General features: G+C 41.2%; 20 protein-coding genes. 5 read left to right on the top strand and 15 right to left on the bottom strand.

From position 1 onward, the window contains the following. The first annotated feature begins 140 nt into the window (after nt 1-140). Nucleotides 141-1,340, top strand: coding sequence for an NADP-dependent isocitrate dehydrogenase (locus B2X33_RS08180; RefSeq protein WP_296668939.1), 1,200 nt, complete (start codon nt 141-143; stop codon nt 1,338-1,340). Nucleotides 1,341-1,407: 67 nt separating this feature from the next. Here B2X33_RS08180 and murI read toward each other — a convergent pair whose 3' ends face one another. Together murI and B2X33_RS08170 are read right to left on the bottom strand one after the other, a co-directional pair. Next, entirely contained in the window at nt 1,408-2,235 is an 828-nt protein-coding gene (murI, locus tag B2X33_RS08175; RefSeq protein ID WP_296668937.1) for a glutamate racemase, read from the bottom strand. 2 nt (nt 2,236-2,237) lie between these two features. Next, nucleotides 2,238-2,522 carry a hypothetical protein gene (locus B2X33_RS08170; RefSeq protein ID WP_296668935.1) on the bottom strand — a complete coding sequence of 95 codons (285 nt, stop codon included), beginning with the start codon at nt 2,520-2,522 and terminating at the stop codon, nt 2,238-2,240. Between the two features lie 52 nt (nt 2,523-2,574). On the opposite strand from B2X33_RS08170, the gene B2X33_RS08165 reads away from it, so the two are divergent. Both B2X33_RS08165 and B2X33_RS08160 read left to right on the top strand, forming a co-directional pair. Beyond that, nucleotides 2,575-3,252 (top strand): pentapeptide repeat-containing protein, encoded by a 678-nt coding sequence (locus B2X33_RS08165; RefSeq protein ID WP_296668933.1) that lies wholly within the window; start codon nt 2,575-2,577, stop codon nt 3,250-3,252. Beyond that, on the top strand, nt 3,253-3,810 hold the full coding sequence (locus B2X33_RS08160) for an MBL fold metallo-hydrolase (protein ID WP_296668931.1): 558 nt from the start codon (nt 3,253-3,255) through the stop codon (nt 3,808-3,810). Here the strand turns inward: B2X33_RS08160 and B2X33_RS08155 are convergent. From B2X33_RS08155 to aroF, 3 genes are read right to left on the bottom strand one after another with little or no spacing between them, the layout of a single operon-like run. Further along, the gene (locus B2X33_RS08155; RefSeq protein ID WP_296668929.1) at nt 3,807-5,537 is read right to left on the bottom strand and encodes a hypothetical protein; all 1,731 of its coding nucleotides are present in this window, start codon (nt 5,535-5,537) and stop codon (nt 3,807-3,809) included. The two genes, B2X33_RS08160 and B2X33_RS08155, sit on opposite strands and share 4 nt — an antisense overlap. After that, nucleotides 5,537-6,028, bottom strand: coding sequence for an acetolactate synthase small subunit (ilvN, locus tag B2X33_RS08150; protein WP_288517301.1), 492 nt, complete (start codon nt 6,026-6,028; stop codon nt 5,537-5,539). Before ilvN ends, B2X33_RS08155 begins: the two co-directional genes overlap by 1 nt. A 55-nt stretch (nt 6,029-6,083) precedes the next feature. Continuing rightward, the gene (aroF, locus tag B2X33_RS08145) at nt 6,084-8,024 is read right to left on the bottom strand and encodes a 3-deoxy-7-phosphoheptulonate synthase (RefSeq protein WP_296668925.1); all 1,941 of its coding nucleotides are present in this window, start codon (nt 8,022-8,024) and stop codon (nt 6,084-6,086) included. A 205-nt stretch (nt 8,025-8,229) separates the two neighbouring features. On the opposite strand from aroF, the gene B2X33_RS08140 reads away from it, so the two are divergent. Together B2X33_RS08140 and B2X33_RS08135 are read left to right on the top strand one after the other, a co-directional pair. Continuing rightward, entirely contained in the window at nt 8,230-8,700 is a 471-nt protein-coding gene (locus tag B2X33_RS08140; protein ID WP_296668923.1) for an arginine repressor, read from the top strand. A gap of 48 nt (nt 8,701-8,748) precedes the next feature. Beyond that, on the top strand, nt 8,749-10,389 hold the full coding sequence (locus B2X33_RS08135) for a nucleoside kinase (RefSeq protein WP_296668921.1): 1,641 nt from the start codon (nt 8,749-8,751) through the stop codon (nt 10,387-10,389). Nucleotides 10,390-10,394: 5 nt separating this feature from the next. Here B2X33_RS08135 and fliJ read toward each other — a convergent pair whose 3' ends face one another. From fliJ to B2X33_RS08085, 10 genes are all read right to left on the bottom strand, one after another. Then, nucleotides 10,395-10,802, bottom strand: a complete 408-nt coding sequence (gene fliJ, locus B2X33_RS08130; protein ID WP_296668919.1) for a flagellar export protein FliJ — start codon at nt 10,800-10,802, stop codon at nt 10,395-10,397. A 36-nt stretch (nt 10,803-10,838) separates the two neighbouring features. Continuing rightward, on the bottom strand, nt 10,839-12,341 hold the full coding sequence (locus tag B2X33_RS08125) for a FliI/YscN family ATPase (RefSeq protein ID WP_296668918.1): 1,503 nt from the start codon (nt 12,339-12,341) through the stop codon (nt 10,839-10,841). 20 nt (nt 12,342-12,361) lie between these two features. Beyond that, nucleotides 12,362-13,306 carry a flagellar assembly protein FliH gene (fliH, locus tag B2X33_RS08120; RefSeq protein ID WP_296668916.1) on the bottom strand — a complete coding sequence of 315 codons (945 nt, stop codon included), beginning with the start codon at nt 13,304-13,306 and terminating at the stop codon, nt 12,362-12,364. Nucleotides 13,307-13,356: 50 nt separating this feature from the next. Continuing rightward, on the bottom strand, nt 13,357-14,436 hold the full coding sequence (gene fliG / locus B2X33_RS08115; RefSeq protein ID WP_078929917.1) for a flagellar motor switch protein FliG: 1,080 nt from the start codon (nt 14,434-14,436) through the stop codon (nt 13,357-13,359). A gap of 3 nt (nt 14,437-14,439) precedes the next feature. Beyond that, entirely contained in the window at nt 14,440-16,224 is a 1,785-nt protein-coding gene (gene fliF, locus B2X33_RS08110; RefSeq protein ID WP_296022856.1) for a flagellar basal-body MS-ring/collar protein FliF, read from the bottom strand. Between the two features lie 143 nt (nt 16,225-16,367). Continuing rightward, on the bottom strand, nt 16,368-16,682 hold the full coding sequence (gene fliE, locus B2X33_RS08105) for a flagellar hook-basal body complex protein FliE (RefSeq protein ID WP_296022853.1): 315 nt from the start codon (nt 16,680-16,682) through the stop codon (nt 16,368-16,370). A gap of 240 nt (nt 16,683-16,922) precedes the next feature. After that, entirely contained in the window at nt 16,923-17,384 is a 462-nt protein-coding gene (gene flgC / locus B2X33_RS08100; protein WP_296668913.1) for a flagellar basal body rod protein FlgC, read from the bottom strand. A gap of 204 nt (nt 17,385-17,588) precedes the next feature. Beyond that, a complete protein-coding gene (gene flgB / locus B2X33_RS08095) occupies nt 17,589-18,005 on the bottom strand; it encodes a flagellar basal body rod protein FlgB (protein ID WP_296022847.1) in 417 nt (138 codons plus the stop codon). Between the two features lie 41 nt (nt 18,006-18,046). After that, nucleotides 18,047-18,799: an amino acid ABC transporter ATP-binding protein gene (locus B2X33_RS08090; RefSeq protein WP_296022845.1), complete on the bottom strand. Its 753-nt coding sequence runs from the start codon at nt 18,797-18,799 to the stop codon at nt 18,047-18,049. Nucleotides 18,800-18,844: 45 nt separating this feature from the next. After that, the gene (locus tag B2X33_RS08085) at nt 18,845-19,480 is read right to left on the bottom strand and encodes an amino acid ABC transporter permease (RefSeq protein ID WP_296668910.1); all 636 of its coding nucleotides are present in this window, start codon (nt 19,478-19,480) and stop codon (nt 18,845-18,847) included. Nucleotides 19,481-19,556: the final 76 nt, after the last annotated feature.

Here is a 19,556-nt window from a genome sequence, read left to right as displayed (position 1 = left end):
GGCTTGCCCCTTTGTCATTATCGGGCTTGACCCGATAATCCCATACGCGCCCCCGCAATCCCCGCCATTTTTTTTGCGTTGCTTATTTTCAGAGATTTTATTTTTCTATATAATCAGTTTAATAGAATTTGAGGTGTGCTATGTCTAAAATACAGATGAAAAACGCAATTGCGGAGCTCGACGGCGACGAGATGACTCGCGTGCTTTGGGCTGTAATCAAAGAAAAACTTTTGGAACCTTTTGTTGATCTCAAGACCGAATATTACGACTTGGGCCTTAAAAACCGCGACGAAACAGACGACAAAGTAACTTACGATGCGGCAAATGCAATCAAACGGCTTCGTGTCGGCGTGAAATGCGCTACAATCACTTCCAACGCTGCCAGAATGGAAGAATACCATTTAAAGCGGCTCACTCCTTCTCCAAACGGAATTTTGCGCGGAGAGCTTGACGGAACAATTTTCCGCGCGCCTATTTTTGTAAAAAACATTCACTGCAACGTGTCAAGCTGGGAAAAGCCAATTGTCCTCGGCCGCCATGGCTATGGCGATGTCTACAAAAACTGCGAAATCAAGACTCCATGCGCAGGAAAAGCGGAGCTTGTATTTACCGGCGAAGATGGAAAAGAAATAAGAAAAACAATTCAGGTTATGAAAGGTCCTGGCGTTCTTCAGGGAATGCACAACCTTGATTCTTCAATCGAAAGCTTTGCCCGCTGCTGCTTTAACTATGCCCTCGATCAAAAAATCGACTGCTGGCTCGGAACAAAGGACACTATTTCTAAAATCTACGACGGCAACTTCAAGGCAATCTTCCAGAAAGTCTATGACGAAGAATTTAAAGAAAAGTTCGAGAAAGCTGGAATTGAATATTTTTACACTCTGATTGACGACGCTGTTGCGCGCGTAATGAAGTCAAAGGGCGGATTCTTGTGGGCATGCAAAAACTATGACGGCGACGTTATGAGCGACATGATTGCCTCTGCATGCGGAAGCCTTGCAATGATGACCTCAGTCCTTGTTTCTCCAAACGGCGAGTTTGAATACGAGGCAAGCCACGGAACTGTTCAAAGGCACTATTACCGCTATCTCAAAGGCGAAAAAACTTCTACAAACCCAGTTGCGACAATCTTTGCCTGGACAGGAGCGCTCAAAAAACGCGGCGAGCTCGACGGAACCCAGGATCTGGCAGACTTTGCAAAAAAACTCGAAAAAGCCACTCTCGACGTAATCGAAAGCGGAACAATGACTGGAGACCTGGCTCTTCTTGCAGAGCCAAAAGCAGAACGCATAGTAAACTCATGGGACTTTATAGACGAAATTGCAAAAAAACTTCAATAGCTTATTAGCTTCCTGAGCAACGCAACGGCTTACAGGTCTGCTTTCCGCATGCCCGTAAGCCGTTTTTTTATTGGACAATTCCGCCCCAGGGAATATCAAGCCTTTTGCAAAGCAGTTTATATTCTTTTTCTTCCTTAGGATTAGCGGCGGTTGCAAAAAAAGACATATCCTTAAAAGGCTCAGAAAGATACTCTGTTTTTTTAGAAGAACCTTCGCTTTCGACGCGGATTGCCTGCCTGGAAACCCCTTCCCTGCTGTCGATAACTTTTACATTGTTTCCGGCGGCAAGCTGCATTATATCTGCTATATGAGTAAAGTGAGTGCATCCAAGCACTATTACATCGCAGCCTTTTGAGGCAAAAAAATCAACCGCAGGCTTTACCGCATTTTTTTTCTGTTCAATAGAGGCCGTAAAAAAATCCTTTTCGATAAAACGCACAAGCTCCGGATCTCCACGGCAATAAACCTGGCAATTATCCGCAAAATCATCAATCAGCTTTTTGCTATAAGGAGAATTGACCGAAGCGTTTGTCGCTAAAAAGCCGATCTTTTTATTCAGTGTAAGCCTTGCCGCAAGTTTTATTGCCGGAACTGTTCCTACAATCGGCAATTTAGGAAAAAGAGAACGCAGCCTTTCTAGCGCAGTTACAGAAATCGTATTGCAGGCGATTATTAAAGCGCGCGGATTCCATTTTTTTACAATAAGAGAAATCGATTCCGACGCGCATTCAGCAATTTCTTCAACAGATTTTTCGCCGTAAGGAAAATGCTTTGTATCTCCGAGGTAAACACACCGGGCGGACGGCTGCTTTTGCTTTAATGCAAGCATATACGGAATTCCGCCTGTTCCAGAGTCTAAAAAAGCAAAATCGGCGCAACAAAAATCAGAATTCATTTTTAGTTTCCAAAAAGAGAGTTAAAGGCAGAACGCGCTTCCTGGGACTTTTGAGAAAAACTGCCGGCTCCTGCAAAACCGCCTTTATTTACAGAAAAATGCTCGCAAAAATTAGAACGCTCCTTGTCCGCAACAAGCTCTTCAACCGTTTCTTTGCAGCCAAAATGACTTTCCGGCGAATAAAAACGGCAGTTTATGCAACTGTGCAAATCCGCGCCGCAAACAGGGCAGACTGTATTTCTATAAATTTCTGAAATTTCAATTTGTTTTCCACATTTTCTGCACATAAATACAGTTTAAATATTTGATAAAAATCATTCAATCCCATACAATTGATTTATGTTTTTAAATAATCCATGCGCACATCCTGGCTGCAAGCGCAATTCAATTTCTTGCATCGACGAAAACGGAAACTTAATCGAAAATTCTCAGTTCTGCTACAGGCATACAAAAGAGCCTGAAAAAGCAAAAAACGACCTTCTCAAATACATTTCCAAAAACCAGAAAATTGTCGGCCTTAACTGTTCAGGAATAACGTTTTCAAAATCTGCGTTGAGTGGGCACCGCTTTTACGGCTGCGATTTTTCCCACTGTTTTTTTTCTGAACTGGACTGCGTAAAAATCCACTGCAGAATGTGCAAATTCGACTTTACAGTTTTTACGGATTGCAATCTGATTCAAAGCAACATGCAGTTCTGTTCTTTCGCCGGAACAAAACTCATTCACGTGCTTTTTACTGGCTCTGATTTAATCCAGGACAATTTTAACGGACTTTCAAGCTACCAGTCTTCTTTTGATGATTCTGATTTGTACAACAGCCGTTTTATACGCTCCCATTTGGTGGACACTTCCATAAGAAACTGCAACATTAAAAAAACAGTTTTTTTTGAAGTCCAGACAAACAACGTTTCATTCAAGCTTTCAAACACAAACGAGGCAATTTTTGACAAGCGAGGAAGCGCGCTTTTTACAGGTGATGCCGAGGAAAATCCTCTGACGAATACAGGAGCAAACTAAATGAAAATCTACTTTCACCTGAACATTGACAGCTTTTCAAACTGCTATGCTGTTGTAAACGAAAAGACCTCCGAAGCCGTAATCATCGATCCTGGAAAAATTACAAAGGAGATGATAAACCAGCTTGAGGACAACCATTACAGGCCTGTCGCAGTTTTGGTTACCCACAACCACGAAGACCAGCTGCGCGGGCTAAAAACCTTTTTAAAGATTTATGACGCAGACGTTTATGCCGCCGAATCCAATATTTTTGGAATCCAGACAAAGGTAATCCACGGCGAAGGAAGACTGAACCTTGCCGGCCTCGAAATTGAATATTTTCCTGTGCCTGGACATTCTCCAGACTCGATTGTCTACAAAATCGGAACTGTGCTTTTTTCTGGAGATGTAATAGGAGCCGGGACAATCGGAGAAACAAATTCAAATTACTCAAAGATGATTTTAAAGCGTGGAATTGAGCAGAAAATTCTCTCTCAGCCCGAGGACACGACGATTATGCCGGGGCACGGGCCTATAACGACAGTTGCCGCAGAACGCTCGTTCAATATTGACATCTAGCGGCTTAAAAGCCAAACGCGTCCGGCGGAAAGATTCCAGCGGCGTTTTACGTAATCTTCAAGCATTTGAGCCGAGCCGGAAAAACCTGCCGCCTTTGTTTCAATTATATAGTCAGCTTCTTCTTTTATAAAAGTCTGGGAATGAGAGCGGGATGCCATGTCTGTAAAATATTTTTCGCAAACAGAAACCGGACGCTGAAGCATATAAGCCATAAATTCGTTTTTTAGAAGATACTCGTCTTCGGTGTCATAATTAAGCGAAGGCGTAACCTTAAAATACTTTATAAGAAAATCAATCGCTTTTGGATCTGCCATTTGAAGCGAATAAAAAACGCTCGAAACTGCATTGCGGAAATCTTCGTCAACAAAAAATATTCCGTGCCAGCCTTCATGCGCGACAAAAGTTGTCCTCAAATAAAGAGGGCTTTCCTGGCTGATTGAAATTACAGCGCCTCGTCCTTCAGAAAAACTTCCGTCTTCGTTTTGAACGATAATTGAGTTTTTGAGGAGGATTTCGCGCAAAAGAAGCTCTTTTTTATTCAAAGGAAAATTTTCGGCTCTGGCTTTTTCAAAGAAGCACGCCAAATCGTAGGCCCTGTAGTCATGCGCATTGTAGCCGTGTTTGCCTTCAAGCTCCGCATCTGATAAAAGTTTTCCCTTAAAGCCCTGTTTTTCTACAAAAAAAGCAAGCCGGCGGAAAAAGTCGTTTTGAACAGAGTAATTTGCAGTATCAAAAAAAAGTATGCTTGAAAACCTGTCCCATTCAAAAAGCTCGTAATCGTTGCCGCGCCAGTTTTTTTGCGGCCACTGCATTATAAGCCCTGGATCAACTTTTATCGGATTAACAGGAGAAGAAACAAGGGCTGAAGAGTTTTCAAGAAGATTCCAGTCGCTGGGAACAGCCATAACGCTTTTTATCTGCTCTGCGTTTTCAGTTATTTCCAGTTCCGAAAAAGGAGATTTTAAGGCCGCCACAGGAACATCAATATATCCAGAACCGCCGTTGCGGACTGTAAAGCGCTCGCCTCCAGAAGTAAATTTTACGCTGTCTGCATCATGGCTAAATGAAAAGCAAATTTTTGGCATAAGGGCTTTTTCTGAATTTACCGGGGAAAAGCACATTGCGAGCGCAGAAAAATCAATCTTTTTAGCACCTTTTACAAGGTTTCCGCCATTCGGAGCAAAGGCATAGCGCTCACAATCCTGAGAATAATCAAAGCCGACGGACGCTTGCGCAACCTGCACCGAAACGACAGAATACTTTGCTTTTGAACTGGCCAAATCAACAAAAAAACCGGCAGGACATTCTTTTCCGCGCTCAAGAGAATAAACAATTTCTACGCACTGCCCTTCAAAATCATCAAAACTAAAATTTATAAGCGACCGTGAAGAAAGAGGAAAACCAACAGAAGTCTTTCCATTAAAATCAGTTTTATATATAAAACCAAGGCTTGCAATATTTGGGCTTCCGTCTTTTTTGCGGGAAGTTTTTTCGACCTTAAGCTTTATACAGACTGCCGCGCAGCCCTGCATTCCGCGGAACAAATCAATCCGTTCCTGCTGGCTTTCTTCAAAAATATAAAAGTCGTTTTTGTGAGAAGTTTTTTTTATAACCGGACTTTCTTCTATTTCGGTTCCGTCAGGAATCTGCAAGTTAAAATCAGTTTTTTGAGAACACGAAGCGGCAAGAGCGCAGAATAAAGTCCAGAATATAATTTTTTTTATCATTACTTCATTACTTTTTCGCCACGTTCCATCGCGGCAAGGCCTGTTTTTACAAGCTCAAGAATTCCGTAAGGCTCAAGAAGGCGGATAAGGCTTTCGATTTTTTCTTCGCTTCCTGTTGCTTCTACAATTACAGAATTGAAAGAAACGTCTACAATATGCGCACGGAAAATCTGACAAGTCTCGATTATTACAGCGCGTTCAGTTCCGGTCGCCTTTACTTTTATCAACGCCATTTCGCGTTCGCAGGTTTCTTCTTTTTTGCAGTGGCTGATCGAAATCACTTCAACAAGCTTTGAAAGCTGTTTTTCAATCTGCTCAAGCACATACTCGTCGCCTGCAACGACAATTGTCATTCTTGACTGTTCCGGATTATGGGTTTCGCAAACCGTAAGAGACGCAATATTGAATCCGCGGCGGCTAAAAAGACCAGAGACACGGCTCAAAACGCCGGATTTATCTTCAACAAGAACTGAAAGAACAAATTTTTCCATATTATTACCTCTATTTTTTGTCAAACTGACCGTTTTTACTTAAATAAATTTGAATTTATTCATAATAAACGCCCAAAAGCCTTATGTCTTCCGCATTCGACTTTAAGACATTTATAAAATCGTCGATATATTTTACCGGATTTTTTACATCAGAAGGAATAACCACATCGCTGTAAAACCAGTATTTCCACGGTTTTCCTGCAATCGGGCGCGACTCAAGCCGGTTCATGCTCAATTTTGCATTTTTAAACACGCCCAAAGTATCGTAGAGAGCGCCGGCTTCATTTTTTGTCGAGAACATCAAAGTTGCGCGGTTTGGCTTTTGCTCTCCCAATAATTTAGGAGAATTTTTTGTATGATTTGCGGCGATTATTACAAAGCGGGTGTAATTATTCGGGTCGTTTTCGATTCCCTGGCGAAGAACTTTTAAGCCGTACAGCTTTGCATTGCGCGCATTTGCGATAGCCGCGCATGAAATGTCTTTTTTTTCGCTTACAAGCTCCGCTCCTGTCGCCGTAGAAACAGTATCCACCGTCTTATATCCATATTTTTTTATAAAATTAGAACATTGGGCAAGTCCCTGCGGATGACTGTAGACATGCCTGACTGATTCGAGGGTCGCGCCTTCCGGAGCTAAAAGGCTGTGCTCAACCCGGATTGTAACCGCACCGACAATCGAAATGTCTTCATAGCGCGTAAGGTTGTCATAATTGTTGTAAACAGAACCGGCAGTTGAGTTTTCTATAGGAATCATTCCGTACTGAACTTTGCCGTCAACTACTTCCTGAAAAATCTCGTCAAACGAATCAGCTTCGACAGGCTCAGCCAAATCTTCAAAATAATTAAAGATCGCCTGTTCTGCATAAGCGCCTTTTTTTCCGGAAAAAGCGCAGAGCACGCGTTTGGAAGCTTTATTTTGTTCACCATGCAATGACTGTGGCTCTGTTTTTTCTTCTGCGCGGATATGGGCAACTTGTTTTCCGATTACAGGAGCAAGGGCTTCTACATCGCGCATTATTTTTTCAAACTGCTCTGGATAAAGAGCCTGGGCCGCATCTGAGAGAGCCTGTTCTGGGTGGCAGTGAACTTCGACAATAATCCCGTCTGCGCCGGCAGCGACAGCGGCAAGAGCCATAGGAGGAATTTTATCGCGGACACCAACCGCATGGCTAGGATCGACAATCACAGGAAGATGTGTAAGGCTTCTTAATACTGGTATTGAGCTTAAATCCAAGGTGTTGCGCGTAGCAGTCTCGTAAGTGCGGATTCCTCGTTCGCACAAAATAACCTTGTCCGTTCCACTAGAAAGCAGATATTCGGCAGACATAAGCCATTCCTGGATTGTAGCGCAAAGACCGCGCTTTAAAATAACAGGTTTTCCAAGTTTTCCAAGCCTTTTTAAAAGCTCGAAATTCTGCATATTGCGCGCGCCAACTTGATAGACATCGACCCCGTTACTTTCCATAACTGGAATATACTCCGCATCGACAATTTCTGTAACAACTGGAAGCCCGTATTTTTCCCCGGCTTCTTTTAAGTATTTTAAGCCTTCTTCTCCAAGCCCCTGAAAAGCATAAGGCGAAGTCCGCGGTTTATAGGCTCCTCCGCGAAGCATAACGGCACCGCTTGCACTGACTGCCGCGGCCGCTTCAAGCATCTGCTCCCGGCTTTCGACAGCGCAAGGCCCTGCAATAGAAACAAGCCTGCTTCCGCCGATTCTTATAATCTGGCCGCGATTGTTTGGAATTTCTACGACTGTGTTTTCCGGCTTAAATTCACGGCTTGCAAGTTTGTACGGTTTTGAAATCGGCACAACTTTTGCAACACCCGGAAGCACTTCCACTTCACGAATATCCATGGCAAGCCGTCCAACCGCCGCAAGAATCGTAGATTCATCACCTTTAACCTCGTTAATCTTAAAATTTCTAGACTTTAAGAGAGCTTTTATATTCTTTTTTTCGTTTTCGCTGACATCATTTTTAAGAACAATTACCATAAAATCATATTACAGCAAAATAAAAAAATATAAAACAAGGCCTGTATAATTCTGTATTTTTTTTGAACAGGGCCTGCGACGATACGGAACATATTTTCTTCTATTTGACACTTTTTGTATTTTTATACATAATTTATGCATAAAAACTGGATGATTTTCGCAAAAACTGCCTTTTTTTGTGTAACAATATGCGAAGGACAATATTTTGAAAGAACGGACCTCAAGGCTCAAGGCCATAAAAAAATTTATAAAAAACAACAGAATTAAAAGCCAGGAAGAGCTTCTTGGACTTTTGACAAACGAAGGCTATGAGCTTACTCAGGCCACACTTTCCCGCGACCTAAAGCTTTTAAAAGTCGGCAAAGTGAGCGACGGCCACGCAGGCTATGTCTACACTCTTCCTGGAGAAGACGATCGCGGCGAAAACGAAGAGATTTTTGTTCAAGACTTTATGCGCGGTTATGTCAGCATTGAATGGAACGATTCCACAGTCGTAATAAAAACTTTCAGCGGACAGGCAAATTCCGTAGCAAACGCATTGGACAGCCTTAATTTGAACGAAATTTTGGGAACTGTAGCAGGCGACAACTGCATTTTTGCAAGCCTCAGAAAAAACGTAACAGGCGAGCATTTTATGAAAACCTTAAAAAAGCACATTCCAAATCTCGACGATTGACGGATAAATTTGTTTATAAATATTTGCCAATCGGGTATAATGTAGTTTATGCTTACATTGACAATCGAAAACAAAAAAATCCAGTGCCACTTTGGAACTCAGGGAACAGAGCTTCTTTCAAACTTTACAAAAACTTCATCGCCTATTATGGCGTTGCGCTTTAATAACGAAATTCTTCCGCTTTCCTGGAGAATGATCACAGACGGAACTCTGGAGCCGGTATATCTTAATTCTAAAGACGGTGTAGCAGTTTACAGGCGCACGCTCTGCTTTATTCTTGCCGCCGCTGTTCACAAAATTTTTCCAGAAAAAAGACTTTTAATCGGACACAGCTTGGGTTCATCGTATTATTACACTTTTGACGATTCTCCGGTAGAAAAAAAGCAGGTTGAGCTTATAAAAAGCGAAATGCTTTCTATCGTTCAAAAAAACGAAACAATCCAGACTTTGATTGCTTCTTACGAAGCGGCCTGCGAACTTTTTGAAAAAAACGGATTAAAAGACACCCGCGCCCAGCTTGAATACCGGTGCGAGCCTCAGGTAATCGTAAATACGCTCGGCTCATTTTCTGATATTTTTCAAGGACCTTGTTCGCTTGCAACAGGACAAATAAAATTTTTTGATCTTTTGCCTTATGACGAGGGCTTTTTGCTGCAATTTCCGTCAGAAAAGGAGCCTGAAAAACTCGGCGAATTTTCCGACAACCCTAAGATTTTTGAAATCTATAAAAAATACAAAAACTGGGGAAAAACAGTAAACGTAAAGAATGCGGCTGATTTAAACCGGCTGATTCTAAAACGCAAGGTGAACGACTTTATCGACATTACAGAAACTTTCCAGTCTCAGAATTACGCAAAGGTCGCAGAACAAATCCATGAGCGCAAAAACGTAAAAGTTGTTTTAATAGCAGGGCCTTCATCTTCTGGAAAAACAACATCTGCAAAAAAACTCGCCCTTCATCTGCAGGCATTCGGCTATAATCCAAAAGTAATTTCGCTCGACAACTATTATGTAGGACGCGAAAAAAATCCAAAGGACGAAAATGGAAACTACGACTACGAATGTCTCGAAGCCCTCAATGTTGAACTTTTAAACCAAAATCTTAACGACCTTTTTGATGGAAAAGAAATAAAAGTTCCTTCTTACAATTTTGATTTGGGGCAGCCGTATTACACTGGAGAAACTATGCGCCTTGCTAAAAACGACATACTCATTATGGAAGGAATCCACGGGCTAAACGACAAGCTTACTCCAAAAGTAAAGAGTGAATTCAAGTTCAAAATCTACCTTTCTGCCCTTACCCAGCTGAATATCAACGACCACACGCGTATTTCTTCGAGCGACAACCGCCTTATCCGCCGCATAGTGCGCGACTCACGTTTTAGAGGCAAATCTGCCGCAGATACAATCGGAATGTGGCAAAGTGTCCAAAAAGGAGAGCTTCTGCATATTTTTCCGTTCCAGAACAATGCCGATGCAGTTTTGAATACCGCCCTGGATTACGAAATTCCTGTTTTGAAAGTCTACGCAAGTCCGCTTTTGCATGCAGTAAAACCGAATATGCCGGAATTTAGCGAGGCTCGCCGTCTGCTGCGTTTTTTGGATAACTTTGACCAGATTCCAGAAACATATATTCCAAAACAGTCGATTGTACGAGAGTTTATCGGAGGCTCAAGCTTCCATTACTAAAACGGTTAGCTTCTAAACTGCTTTGAATTGATGATGTCATCAAGCTCTTTTTCTTCTTTTCGTTTGTTTTCAAGCGCCCAGTCCCTTTGCCGTGCTTCCTTTAGCTTTTCCAGGGCCTTGACTTTGAGCATTGCGTCTTTCATTTTTCCGCGTTTTTGTTCGGTTTCAAGCTGCGCCTGGGCAAGTTCCTTTAGAAGCTGCTCTTTTCGCTGGGTTAAAAGCTTTAGATAGTTATTCAGGTTATGAAGCTCAAGGACATCTTTTATGCCTTTTGAGTTTTTTACGGTCTGAACGTTCTGTTCAGCAAGCAAATTGAGAGTGTTTTGAATTTTGGCTTCAGCGCTTACTGCCTTTCCGAGCTCCGTCTGAGCCTGTTTTTCTTCAAACTTGCGGAGATTCAGAATTTTTTGCATGTTAAAGACAAATTTCTGCATATTTTTTAAGTTGCCTTATTTTTTAGACAGTCCGCTTAGCATTTTTGACGCCTGTTCGAGCGAATTTGCAGTTTGAGCTGTCATGTTTTCGCTTGAAAGCTCATTAGAACTTGCAACATCGTCTATTTTGCGTTCCTGGACAAGCTGGGCTGTCGTTTTTTTGCCAAGTCCTGCATCTTCTGAATATTCGTCCTCAGGAATTTCAATTCCGGAAACTGCGCTCAAAATCTTAAGCGTATTTTCGATTGTGCAATGGTCTGTTTTTGACTGTGTCAGAAGCTCTTCAATTGCAGGATGACGCTCAATTGCCTCGTCTATTTCCGGACTGCTTCCTTTTACATAAACTCCGGCATTTATCATATCTTTGTTTTCTTCGTAGATTGAAATCAAGCGGCTCACTTTATTCGCAGCCTGCTGTGTCTGAGGTCCGGTAACATCGTCCCAAAGACGGCTTATAGAAGAAGTTATGTCGATTGCAGGAAAATGCCTTTCGCGGAAAAGTTTTTTGCTTAAAACAATATGTCCGTCCAAAGTTCCGCGAACCTTGTCGCTTACAGGCTCATTTAGATCGTCACCATCGACAAGCACTGTGTAAAATGCCGTAATTGAGCCTTTGTCGTTTGTACCGGTGCGCTCCAAAAGCTTCGGGAGCATGTCCCATACGCTTGCAGGATAACCGCTTTGCGTTGGAGGCTCTCCGTTTGCAGTTCCAATTTCGCGCTGGGCATGGCAAAAACGAGTAACGCTGTCCATCATAAGCATTACGTCTTTTCCCTGATTCCTAAAATACTCGGCAACTGCTGTAGTCGTGTATGCGGCGCGAAGACGGGCGATTGAGCTTTGGTCGCCTGTTGCAACAACTACGACAGAACGCTTCATTCCTTCCGGGCCTAAATCGTGCTCAATAAAGTCCATAACTTCGCGTCCACGCTCACCGATAAGTCCGATTACATTTACATCGGCATTGGTATTTCGCGCAATCATTGAAAGCAGTGTCGATTTTCCAACACCAGAGCCTGCAAAAATACCCAGCCGCTGACCTTTTCCGCATGTTAAAAGAGAATCAATTGCCCTTACGCCGGTTATAATTCGTCTGTTTATATCTTTTCTTGTATAAGGATCAGGAGCAGGCGCAATCGCAGGATAATATTCATCGTTTTGAAGAGGACCTTTTTTATCGTAAGGCCGTCCAAGAGCATCTATTATACGTCCAAGAAGTTTTTTTCCAACAGGAACCATCAGTTCTTTTCCGCTTGCAACGACTTCGCTTCCTGCCATTATGCCTTTTGTATCGCCATAAGCCATAAGGTTTACGGCATTTTCTTCCCGGTCAAAACCTACAACTTCTGCAACTAGCTCAGTTCCGTCTGTATTTTTTATTGTGCAAAGTTCACCGATTTTTGAATAAGGGCCGCGGCTTCGAATCATAAGCCCCTTTATCGCAGTAACTGTTCCTGTGTAGAGAATTGTTTCCGTATCAAGAACGGTTTTTAAGTATTTGTCAAAAAAGTGTTCCATTCTTTTTCCGAACCTATTAACTATTTTTGAGCGGCAGTTTGCGCAGAAGCAGAATTTTTCTGAATCGGCTTCATAGGTGAAATTTCCAGAATTTTATTTTCGAGCTCAGAAAGCTGGCTTGAAATTCTTGCATCGATTGCTCCAAAATCAGTTTCAACGATGCAGCCGCCTTTTTCTACAGAATTGTCTTCTACGACAGTAATTCCTTTCACGCTTTCAACCTGTTCTGTAAAATCTTTTATGTGTTCGGTTGTAAGTTTTACGTCTTCGAGGTTTACGCGGATGGTAACATCTCCACGAGCCTTTACTTTTTTGAGGGCCGACAAAACATTCGCCATTACGACAGATTTTTGATTTTCAGACATTACCTTTACAACTTTTCGTGTCATTAAAAGCACAAGCTGAATTATCTGCTCTTCTGTTTCGTTTAGAATCTGCTCACGGCGGTTCATTACGGCTTCGAGAATTTTGTGGCTTCGGTCAATAAGCCGGCTTACTTCTTCTTTGCCAGAATCATAGCCGTCTTTTTTTCCTTCTTTTAAGCCTTCTTCATAGGAATTTCGCTTTATTTCGTCTTTTTCAATTTCTGATTTTGCCTGAATTTGATTGGCCTGCTCTTTTGCATCTGCAATTATTTTCTGAGCCTCATTTTCTGCCTGAGCCTTGATTGTCTGAGCTTCGTCCGTCTGCTTTTTCACTTCCTCAAAAGCAGCATTTTTTGCGCTTTCAATTATTGCATCGGCCTGAGCCTGAGCATCGTCAAGCATTTTCTGCTTTTCTGACTCCCATTGAACTTTAAAATCCTCAGCCTCACGCTTTAAATCATCTGCCGTAGGGCCTGTGTATTGAGGAACTTCTTCAACTTCAACTTCTTCAACAGGCTTTTCAAAAGTATGAACTAGTCCAAGCTTAAATTCGCCTTCTTTTGTCTTTATTTCGCCAGGCTGAAACAAGTTCTTATTCATGATTCTGTTCCTCTATAAAAATACTTTTTAGTTTTTTTTGAAATGCAATATTAAACAACCAGTTCGTCTTCTCCGGAACGTGCAATAACAATTTCGCCGGCATCCTCAAGACGGCGGATTGTAGAAACAATTTTTTGCTGAGCTTCTTCAACGTCCTTCAAGCGAACAGGTCCCATAAATTCCATATCTTCTTTTAACATGCTTGCGGCGCGTTTTGACATATTGCGGAAAATTTTGTCCTGAACTTCCGTGTCTACAGACTTCAAGGCCTTTGCAAGCTCCTGAGTATCGACTTCGCGCAGAACTTTTTGAATTGCACGGTCGTCGAGCATAACAATGTCTTCGAAAACGAACATTCGCTTTTTGATTTCTTCCGCAAGATCCGGATCGTCTTCTTCCAAAGATTCAATAATCTGCTTTTCAGAAGAACGATCAACAAGGTTAAGAATTTCAACAATAGATTCAACGCCGCCGGCCGCTGTATAGTCTTCGCTAGAAAGCGTAGAAAGTTTTTTCTCCAAAACGCGCTCAACTTCGCGCAAAACATCTGGAGAAGTACGGTCCATTGTTGCAAGACGGCGGGAAACTTCCGGCTGGATTTCTGCAGGAAGATTTTGCAAAATTATTGCCGCCTTATTGGGCTCAAGATAAGCAAGAATAAGGGCAATGGTCTGCGGATATTCAGTTTGAATAAAGTTTAAAAGGTGAGATGGATCTGTGCGGCGGATAAAGTCGAACGGACGCACCTGAAGGCTCGAAGTAAGACGGTTGATAATATCTATCGCCTTCTGAGAACCAAGAGATTTTTCAAGAAGCTCGCGGGCATAATCGATACCGCCAGTAGAAATAAAATTCTGCGCATCCATAAGGCTCTGAAATTCTTCAAGAACCTGATCCTTAAAATCGGCATCGACAGTTTCAAGCCTTGCAATTTCAAAAGTCAGTGTTTCTACCTCATCTTCGCGCAAGTGCTTCATAATTTCGGCAGAAACATCGCTCCCAAGAGAAACCAAAAATATTGCAGCCTTTTGCCGTCCAGTAAGGCTCTTATAATCTTTTGCGCCAGACTTTTTACCGCCAGATTTTACAGTTGCCGGTTTTGAAGCGGTCTTTGCTTTTTCATCAGCCATAAATTATTCCTCCAGCAGCCATGTACGAATAAGCATTGCAACGTCTTCCGGATGTTCTTTTGCCATTGCAATCGCATTTTCCTGAAGTTCAGCACGCTTACGCTCTTCTACAGACATTGTAACATCCTGAAGTCCATCTTGCTTTGCATCCCAAAGAGCCTTTTCGCGTTCCGCCTGCTGACGCCGCAAAATCTCTTCTTCCCGCAAACGGCGTCTTCTGTCCAGTTCACGGCTAATAAACCTGAAGATGATAAACGCCAGAAGAATTACGGTAATTCCTGCAAGAGAAAAAAGCACAGTCCGTCTTGTTTCTTCCTTGCGGAAATACGAATCTTCTTCAATTTCCCATTCCTTGTCTCTTGGAATCGGGAAACTCGTAATAGAAACCGAATCCCCACGTTTTTTTTGGTAATTGATTCCGCTCTGAACAATCTTCGTAACATCATCAATAACTTTCTGACTTACAGGATGATAAACCCTAAAAAAATGGCCTATGCTCAAGCGGCAGTTATCCAGTGGAATTTCATTTTGCTGACAGTAAGACTGCCATTCAGAAAGATTCTGGTCGTTTATTACAATCGGCTTTCTGTTTTTGTCGATGATAGTTTCCCAACGACCGTCAATGTTTGCAGAAGCGGAAATACGCTTAAGCTCATAATTCTGATCTGTATGACGCTCTTCTTTATTTACAACGTTGTTTTTTGTAATTCCCTCTTCGGTCGATTTTCCAATTACATTCGACATATCGGAATAAACCGGAGGATTCTGTCCTTCAACTCCAGCCGGACCTTCAGGATTATAGCCTGTTCCAGTCCATGTTTTTTTTATTTCTTGAGAAGAAAGAGTGATCGATTCTCTTTTTTCAGTCGTGTCATAAGGCTTGTCAGGATCCTGCTCCGTTATAATTACCGGCGTATAAATAGTCTGATCCTTTGAAACAAAGTTTAAATCTTTTTCAATTTTTACAACCAAATCGCGTACACGGTCAGCGCCGTTAAAGTTTTTTTGAAGACTTTCAAGCACACGTTTTCTGAGAGCCTCTTCTTCTTCGCTAATTATTTTATTTCCCTTGCGTATATTATCCAGACGGTCGCTCTCTGCAAGACTTTCAAAATCATTTAAAATATTTCCAAAATTATCAGAAAGAGTAAGATTTTCGGCAGTAAGGCCAACGACAGAACGCAAAATTAAATCCTGCAGACCTTTTAAGCGTTTTCTTTCTTCCGGCATTGTGCTGTTAGGCTTGAACGTAACAATAACAGAAGCAGTAACAGGTTTCTGGTCGGTCGAGAAAAGTTCTTTTTTTGGAAAAGTGAGATCTACAGTTGCATTTGCAATATCGTCAATTGCAAGAATATGCTGCTTCAACTGTTTTGTAAGCGAACGCTGAAGCTTTATGTTTCTGTCAAAATCAGTATCAGACCAGCTGCTTTTGTCAAAAAGATTAAAAGCATCGACTTCCTTAGGCACTAGACCTTCAGTAATCAAAATGCTCTTCATTTTTTCGGCAGTTTTTTTGTCATTTACAATGATAAGTCCGTCTTCGCGCACCCGAAAATCTACGTTTTCCTGATCAAGACGCATTGTGATATTTTCGCGGGCATCTTCATCTCGAATAACAGTTGTAAAAAGCGGCACTCCGGCAGGCGCGGAATTTACTCTGAACATAAGAGCAAGCGCAACGACAACAAGAAGCACAATGCCAATGAAAATTCCTTTCTGAACAGGTTTCCATTTAGCCCAAAGTTCTTTGATTTTAGCCGGCAGCTGTTTAAGCCATTCGATCATCTGTCCCCTCCCGTGACCGAATTTCAAGAATTTCTATAAAAAAAAGGAAAAACCTTAAAATCTCAGTTTTAAAGATTTTAAATATATTCTATAATAACATATATTTTTTACAAAGAAAAGACAGAAAAGATATTTTTTATGCGTTAGCGGGTTGTCTGAAGTTCGCTCCAGCCTGTAAGAAGCCTGTCAATTACTGTCTGGGCAAGATTCAGCGACATTTGAGCCTTTGCCATTGCGGTCGTAACATCGTGAATATCTACGGAATCAGGATCTGTAATAAGTTTTTGCTCAACACGGCTTACATCAAGCTGTTTTTCATTTACAGCATCTACCGCTTCAAGGATATAAGACTCAAAAGAGCGTTTATTTGTATTTTGAACTGAATTTTTTGCGCTGTTTGGCTGAAAAGAATTTATGTACGTCAAGTCAGAAACGTTTGAAATATTCATAACATTCATTTATTGACCTCCCATAAAAAAGTCAAGATTAAAACTCCAGTTTTAGGATTGACTTTTTAAGTTGCTTCGCAACGAAGTGAGAAACAACCGATGATAAGAGAGTTTGCAACGCAAACTTGTAAAGATAAAAACAGACGCCATTTTCGGCTGTTTTTATCTTAACTCCTCCCTTTTCCTCATAAAAATTTTAATCAAATTGCAAATGCTTGTCTACAGAATCATTTCGATAATCAGAAAAAATTAGCTTCTTCCAATTTCAAGCGCTGCAGAAAACATATCCTTTGCGCCTTGAATTACAGTTGAATTTGCCTCGTAAGCGCGGCTTGCTGAAATTAAGTTTACCATTTCGTTTACAATATTTACATTTGGATATTCAACATAGCCTTTATCCGGACCAGATTGAATTGCGTCCGGATTTGACGGATCATAAACCATGCGGCCTTTTGAAGTATCTTTTACAATTTCTTTTACGCGAACGCCTTTTCCAGGACCGTTATCCTGCTCAGCATTTACAAAAGGCATTCGCCATGTCGGATGAGCGGAAGCGATTGGTTCAACAATTACAGAAGATTTTTTAAATGCTCCGCCTTCAGGAGTGCGTGTCGTAGAAACATTTGCAATATTGTTCGAAATTACATCAGAGCGAAGACGTTCTACGCTCATTCCTGTCGTCGCAATATTGATCGAAGTAAACATTCCCATAAAAAATTCTCCCATAAAAAAGTCAATGAAAAAATTTCAATTTCCGATTTGACCTTTTAACGCAATTTCGCAGCAAAGTGAGAAATTGCAGTTGATAAGAAAGTTTGCAACGCAAACTTGTGAATAAAAATTTTGACGCTATTTTAGACAAAGTTTTTATTGCAATCCTTAACTCATTCCCATCTTATAAAAACAAGAAAAAAACTATTTTCTCATTGCAAGTTTTACCTGGCTGAATTCAAAATTCTGAAGCTGGGCTAAAAGTCTGTAGTTCATCTGCGTTTTCAAAACAACAGTCGCTTCATATTCCGCATCAACGTTATTTCCGTTGGCAGCCGCAGTTGTCGTCCAGTCTGTAACACGACGTGGTTCAACGGATTTCCAGTCATAAGGCTCTTCAAGGGCAAAATGCCTGCTGTCTGTTCTAGTCAATTCAAATCTATGAGATTTATCTGCTTCGCTTTCAAAAGCACGTTTTAATTCGCTTTCAAAATTAACAGTCTGTCTTTTGTAATTCGACACTTCTGAGTTTGCTATGTTATTTGCAGAAACCTGATACCGCAACGAATTAACATCCATTGCACGGTGTAAAAGTTCAACTGACCTTGTAAATGTATTCATATTAAATATATCGGCAGTTGAATTTTTTTGTTTATAAATTTTTACCGATTGTTAAAACGTTTTAAGAATTCTTGCATGCGGACATTTTTAGGATTGTTTATGAGTTCTTTTGGATCGCCGTATTCAACAACATGGCCTGCATCAAGAAAAAGAATTTTATCGCTTGTGTCGCGGGCAAATGCCATTTCGTGGGTTACGACAATCATTGTCATTTTTGACTTTGCGAGTCCGCGGATAATTTCAAGAATCTCTCCTGTGAGCTCAGGATCAAGGGCGCTTGTCGGCTCATCAAAAAGCAAAACCTTTGGCTTTAATGCAAGAGCGCGCGCAATGCTAACACGCTGCTGCTGACCACCGGAAAGTTCGCATGGATAATTATTCTCTTTTCCAGAAAGTCCCATGCGCCGGATAAGTTGAATTGCGTTTTCTTCGGCTTCTTCCTTAGAAACACCAAGAACCGTAACCTGAGGATCAATTATATTTTTTAAGACAGAATAATGCGAAAAAAGATTGAAATTCTGAAAAACAAAGCCGAGATTTAAGGCGATTTCTCTTTGAGTTTTTTTATCTGCATAAACGCCGTCTTTGACAAGCTGCCGGGAGCAAATTGTAATTGTTCCGCTGTCAATTTTTACAAGCTGGGCAATAGAACGAAGAAGAGTTGATTTTCCAGAGCCGGAAGGACCGATAATTCCAAGAACTTCGCCCTGCTCAACTTCAAAAGACACGTCTTTTAAAACCTGAACTCCGTCTCCAAAAAATTTATTTACGTTTTTTACAGAAATTATACTCATCTTTATATATCCGCCAGTTTTAAATTTTCAATCTAAAAAGATGCTTTATTTATAATAATCAAGTTTTTTTTCAAGGTGAATAAAGACAGCCGTTACAACCCAGTTCATCAAAAAATAAAATACGCCGGCAATAAAAATCGGTGTCGTGCTAAAAAGCCTGCTTGAATGGGTTTGAGCCGTTCTTAAAAGCTCGACTACTCCGATTACGCTTACCAATGCGGTATCTTTTACGAGAGTAATTACTTCGTTTCCCATTGGAGGAACTATTCTCTTTACAACTTGAGGCAAAACAATCTTAAAAAAAGTCTGTGTCTTTGTATAGCCAAGAACTTTTGCAGCTTCATACTGGCCGACAGGAATCGACTGCAATCCTCCGCGATAAATTTCTGCAAAATAACAGGCATAGTTTACCGAAAGCGCAATAATTGCCGCTGTAAAGCGATCCCAGGAAAACTTAAAAAGATAGAAAGGCCCAAAATAAACGACAATCAACTGGAGCATCAATGGAGTGCCGCGGATTATAAGCAGAAAAGCATTCGCCAGCATAGAAAGCGGCTTAAATTTTGACATGCGCGCCATTGTAATCGGCAAAGCAAGAGGAATTGAAAAAAACAGCGTTAAAAAGAAAACTTCAAGCGAAACCAAACTCGATTGAAGCATTGTTAATATAAGTTTTGCCATATTTTTTATAAGCTTAAAAAACTGAATCTGCAAAAAAGCAAATTCAGTTTTTTTTTCTTACGAATTTTTATTCAAC

The sequence above is a fragment of the Treponema sp. UBA785 genome (genome assembly GCF_002297065.1).
Classification (GTDB): Bacteria; Spirochaetota; Spirochaetia; order Treponematales; family Treponemataceae; genus Treponema_D.
The sequence above is the reverse complement of the archived record's forward strand: the minus strand, read 5'-3'. Positions and strand labels throughout refer to the sequence as shown.

Bases quoted from the DNA above. Each gene is read 5' to 3' on its own strand.
- B2X33_RS08180 (WP_296668939.1), top strand. From the start codon at position 141: ATGTCTAAAATACAGATGAAAAACGCAATTGCGGAGCTCGACGGCGAC.
- murI (WP_296668937.1), bottom strand. From the start codon at position 2,235: ATGAATTCTGATTTTTGTTGCGCCGATTTTGCTTTTTTAGACTCTGGA.
- B2X33_RS08170 (WP_296668935.1), bottom strand. From the start codon at position 2,522: ATGTGCAGAAAATGTGGAAAACAAATTGAAATTTCAGAAATTTATAGA.
- B2X33_RS08165 (WP_296668933.1), top strand. From the start codon at position 2,575: ATGTTTTTAAATAATCCATGCGCACATCCTGGCTGCAAGCGCAATTCA.
- B2X33_RS08160 (WP_296668931.1), top strand. From the start codon at position 3,253: ATGAAAATCTACTTTCACCTGAACATTGACAGCTTTTCAAACTGCTAT.
- B2X33_RS08155 (WP_296668929.1), bottom strand. From the start codon at position 5,537: ATGATAAAAAAAATTATATTCTGGACTTTATTCTGCGCTCTTGCCGCT.
- ilvN (WP_288517301.1), bottom strand. From the start codon at position 6,028: ATGGAAAAATTTGTTCTTTCAGTTCTTGTTGAAGATAAATCCGGCGTT.
- aroF (WP_296668925.1), bottom strand. From the start codon at position 8,024: ATGGTAATTGTTCTTAAAAATGATGTCAGCGAAAACGAAAAAAAGAAT.
- B2X33_RS08135 (WP_296668921.1), top strand. From the start codon at position 8,749: ATGCTTACATTGACAATCGAAAACAAAAAAATCCAGTGCCACTTTGGA.
- fliJ (WP_296668919.1), bottom strand. From the start codon at position 10,802: ATGCAAAAAATTCTGAATCTCCGCAAGTTTGAAGAAAAACAGGCTCAG.
- B2X33_RS08125 (WP_296668918.1), bottom strand. From the start codon at position 12,341: ATGGAACACTTTTTTGACAAATACTTAAAAACCGTTCTTGATACGGAA.
- fliH (WP_296668916.1), bottom strand. From the start codon at position 13,306: ATGAATAAGAACTTGTTTCAGCCTGGCGAAATAAAGACAAAAGAAGGC.
- fliG (WP_078929917.1), bottom strand. From the start codon at position 14,436: ATGGCTGATGAAAAAGCAAAGACCGCTTCAAAACCGGCAACTGTAAAA.
- fliF (WP_296022856.1), bottom strand. From the start codon at position 16,224: ATGATCGAATGGCTTAAACAGCTGCCGGCTAAAATCAAAGAACTTTGG.
- fliE (WP_296022853.1), bottom strand. From the start codon at position 16,682: ATGAATGTTATGAATATTTCAAACGTTTCTGACTTGACGTACATAAAT.
- flgC (WP_296668913.1), bottom strand. From the start codon at position 17,384: ATGGGAATGTTTACTTCGATCAATATTGCGACGACAGGAATGAGCGTA.
- flgB (WP_296022847.1), bottom strand. From the start codon at position 18,005: ATGAATACATTTACAAGGTCAGTTGAACTTTTACACCGTGCAATGGAT.
- B2X33_RS08090 (WP_296022845.1), bottom strand. From the start codon at position 18,799: ATGAGTATAATTTCTGTAAAAAACGTAAATAAATTTTTTGGAGACGGA.
- B2X33_RS08085 (WP_296668910.1), bottom strand. From the start codon at position 19,480: ATGGCAAAACTTATATTAACAATGCTTCAATCGAGTTTGGTTTCGCTT.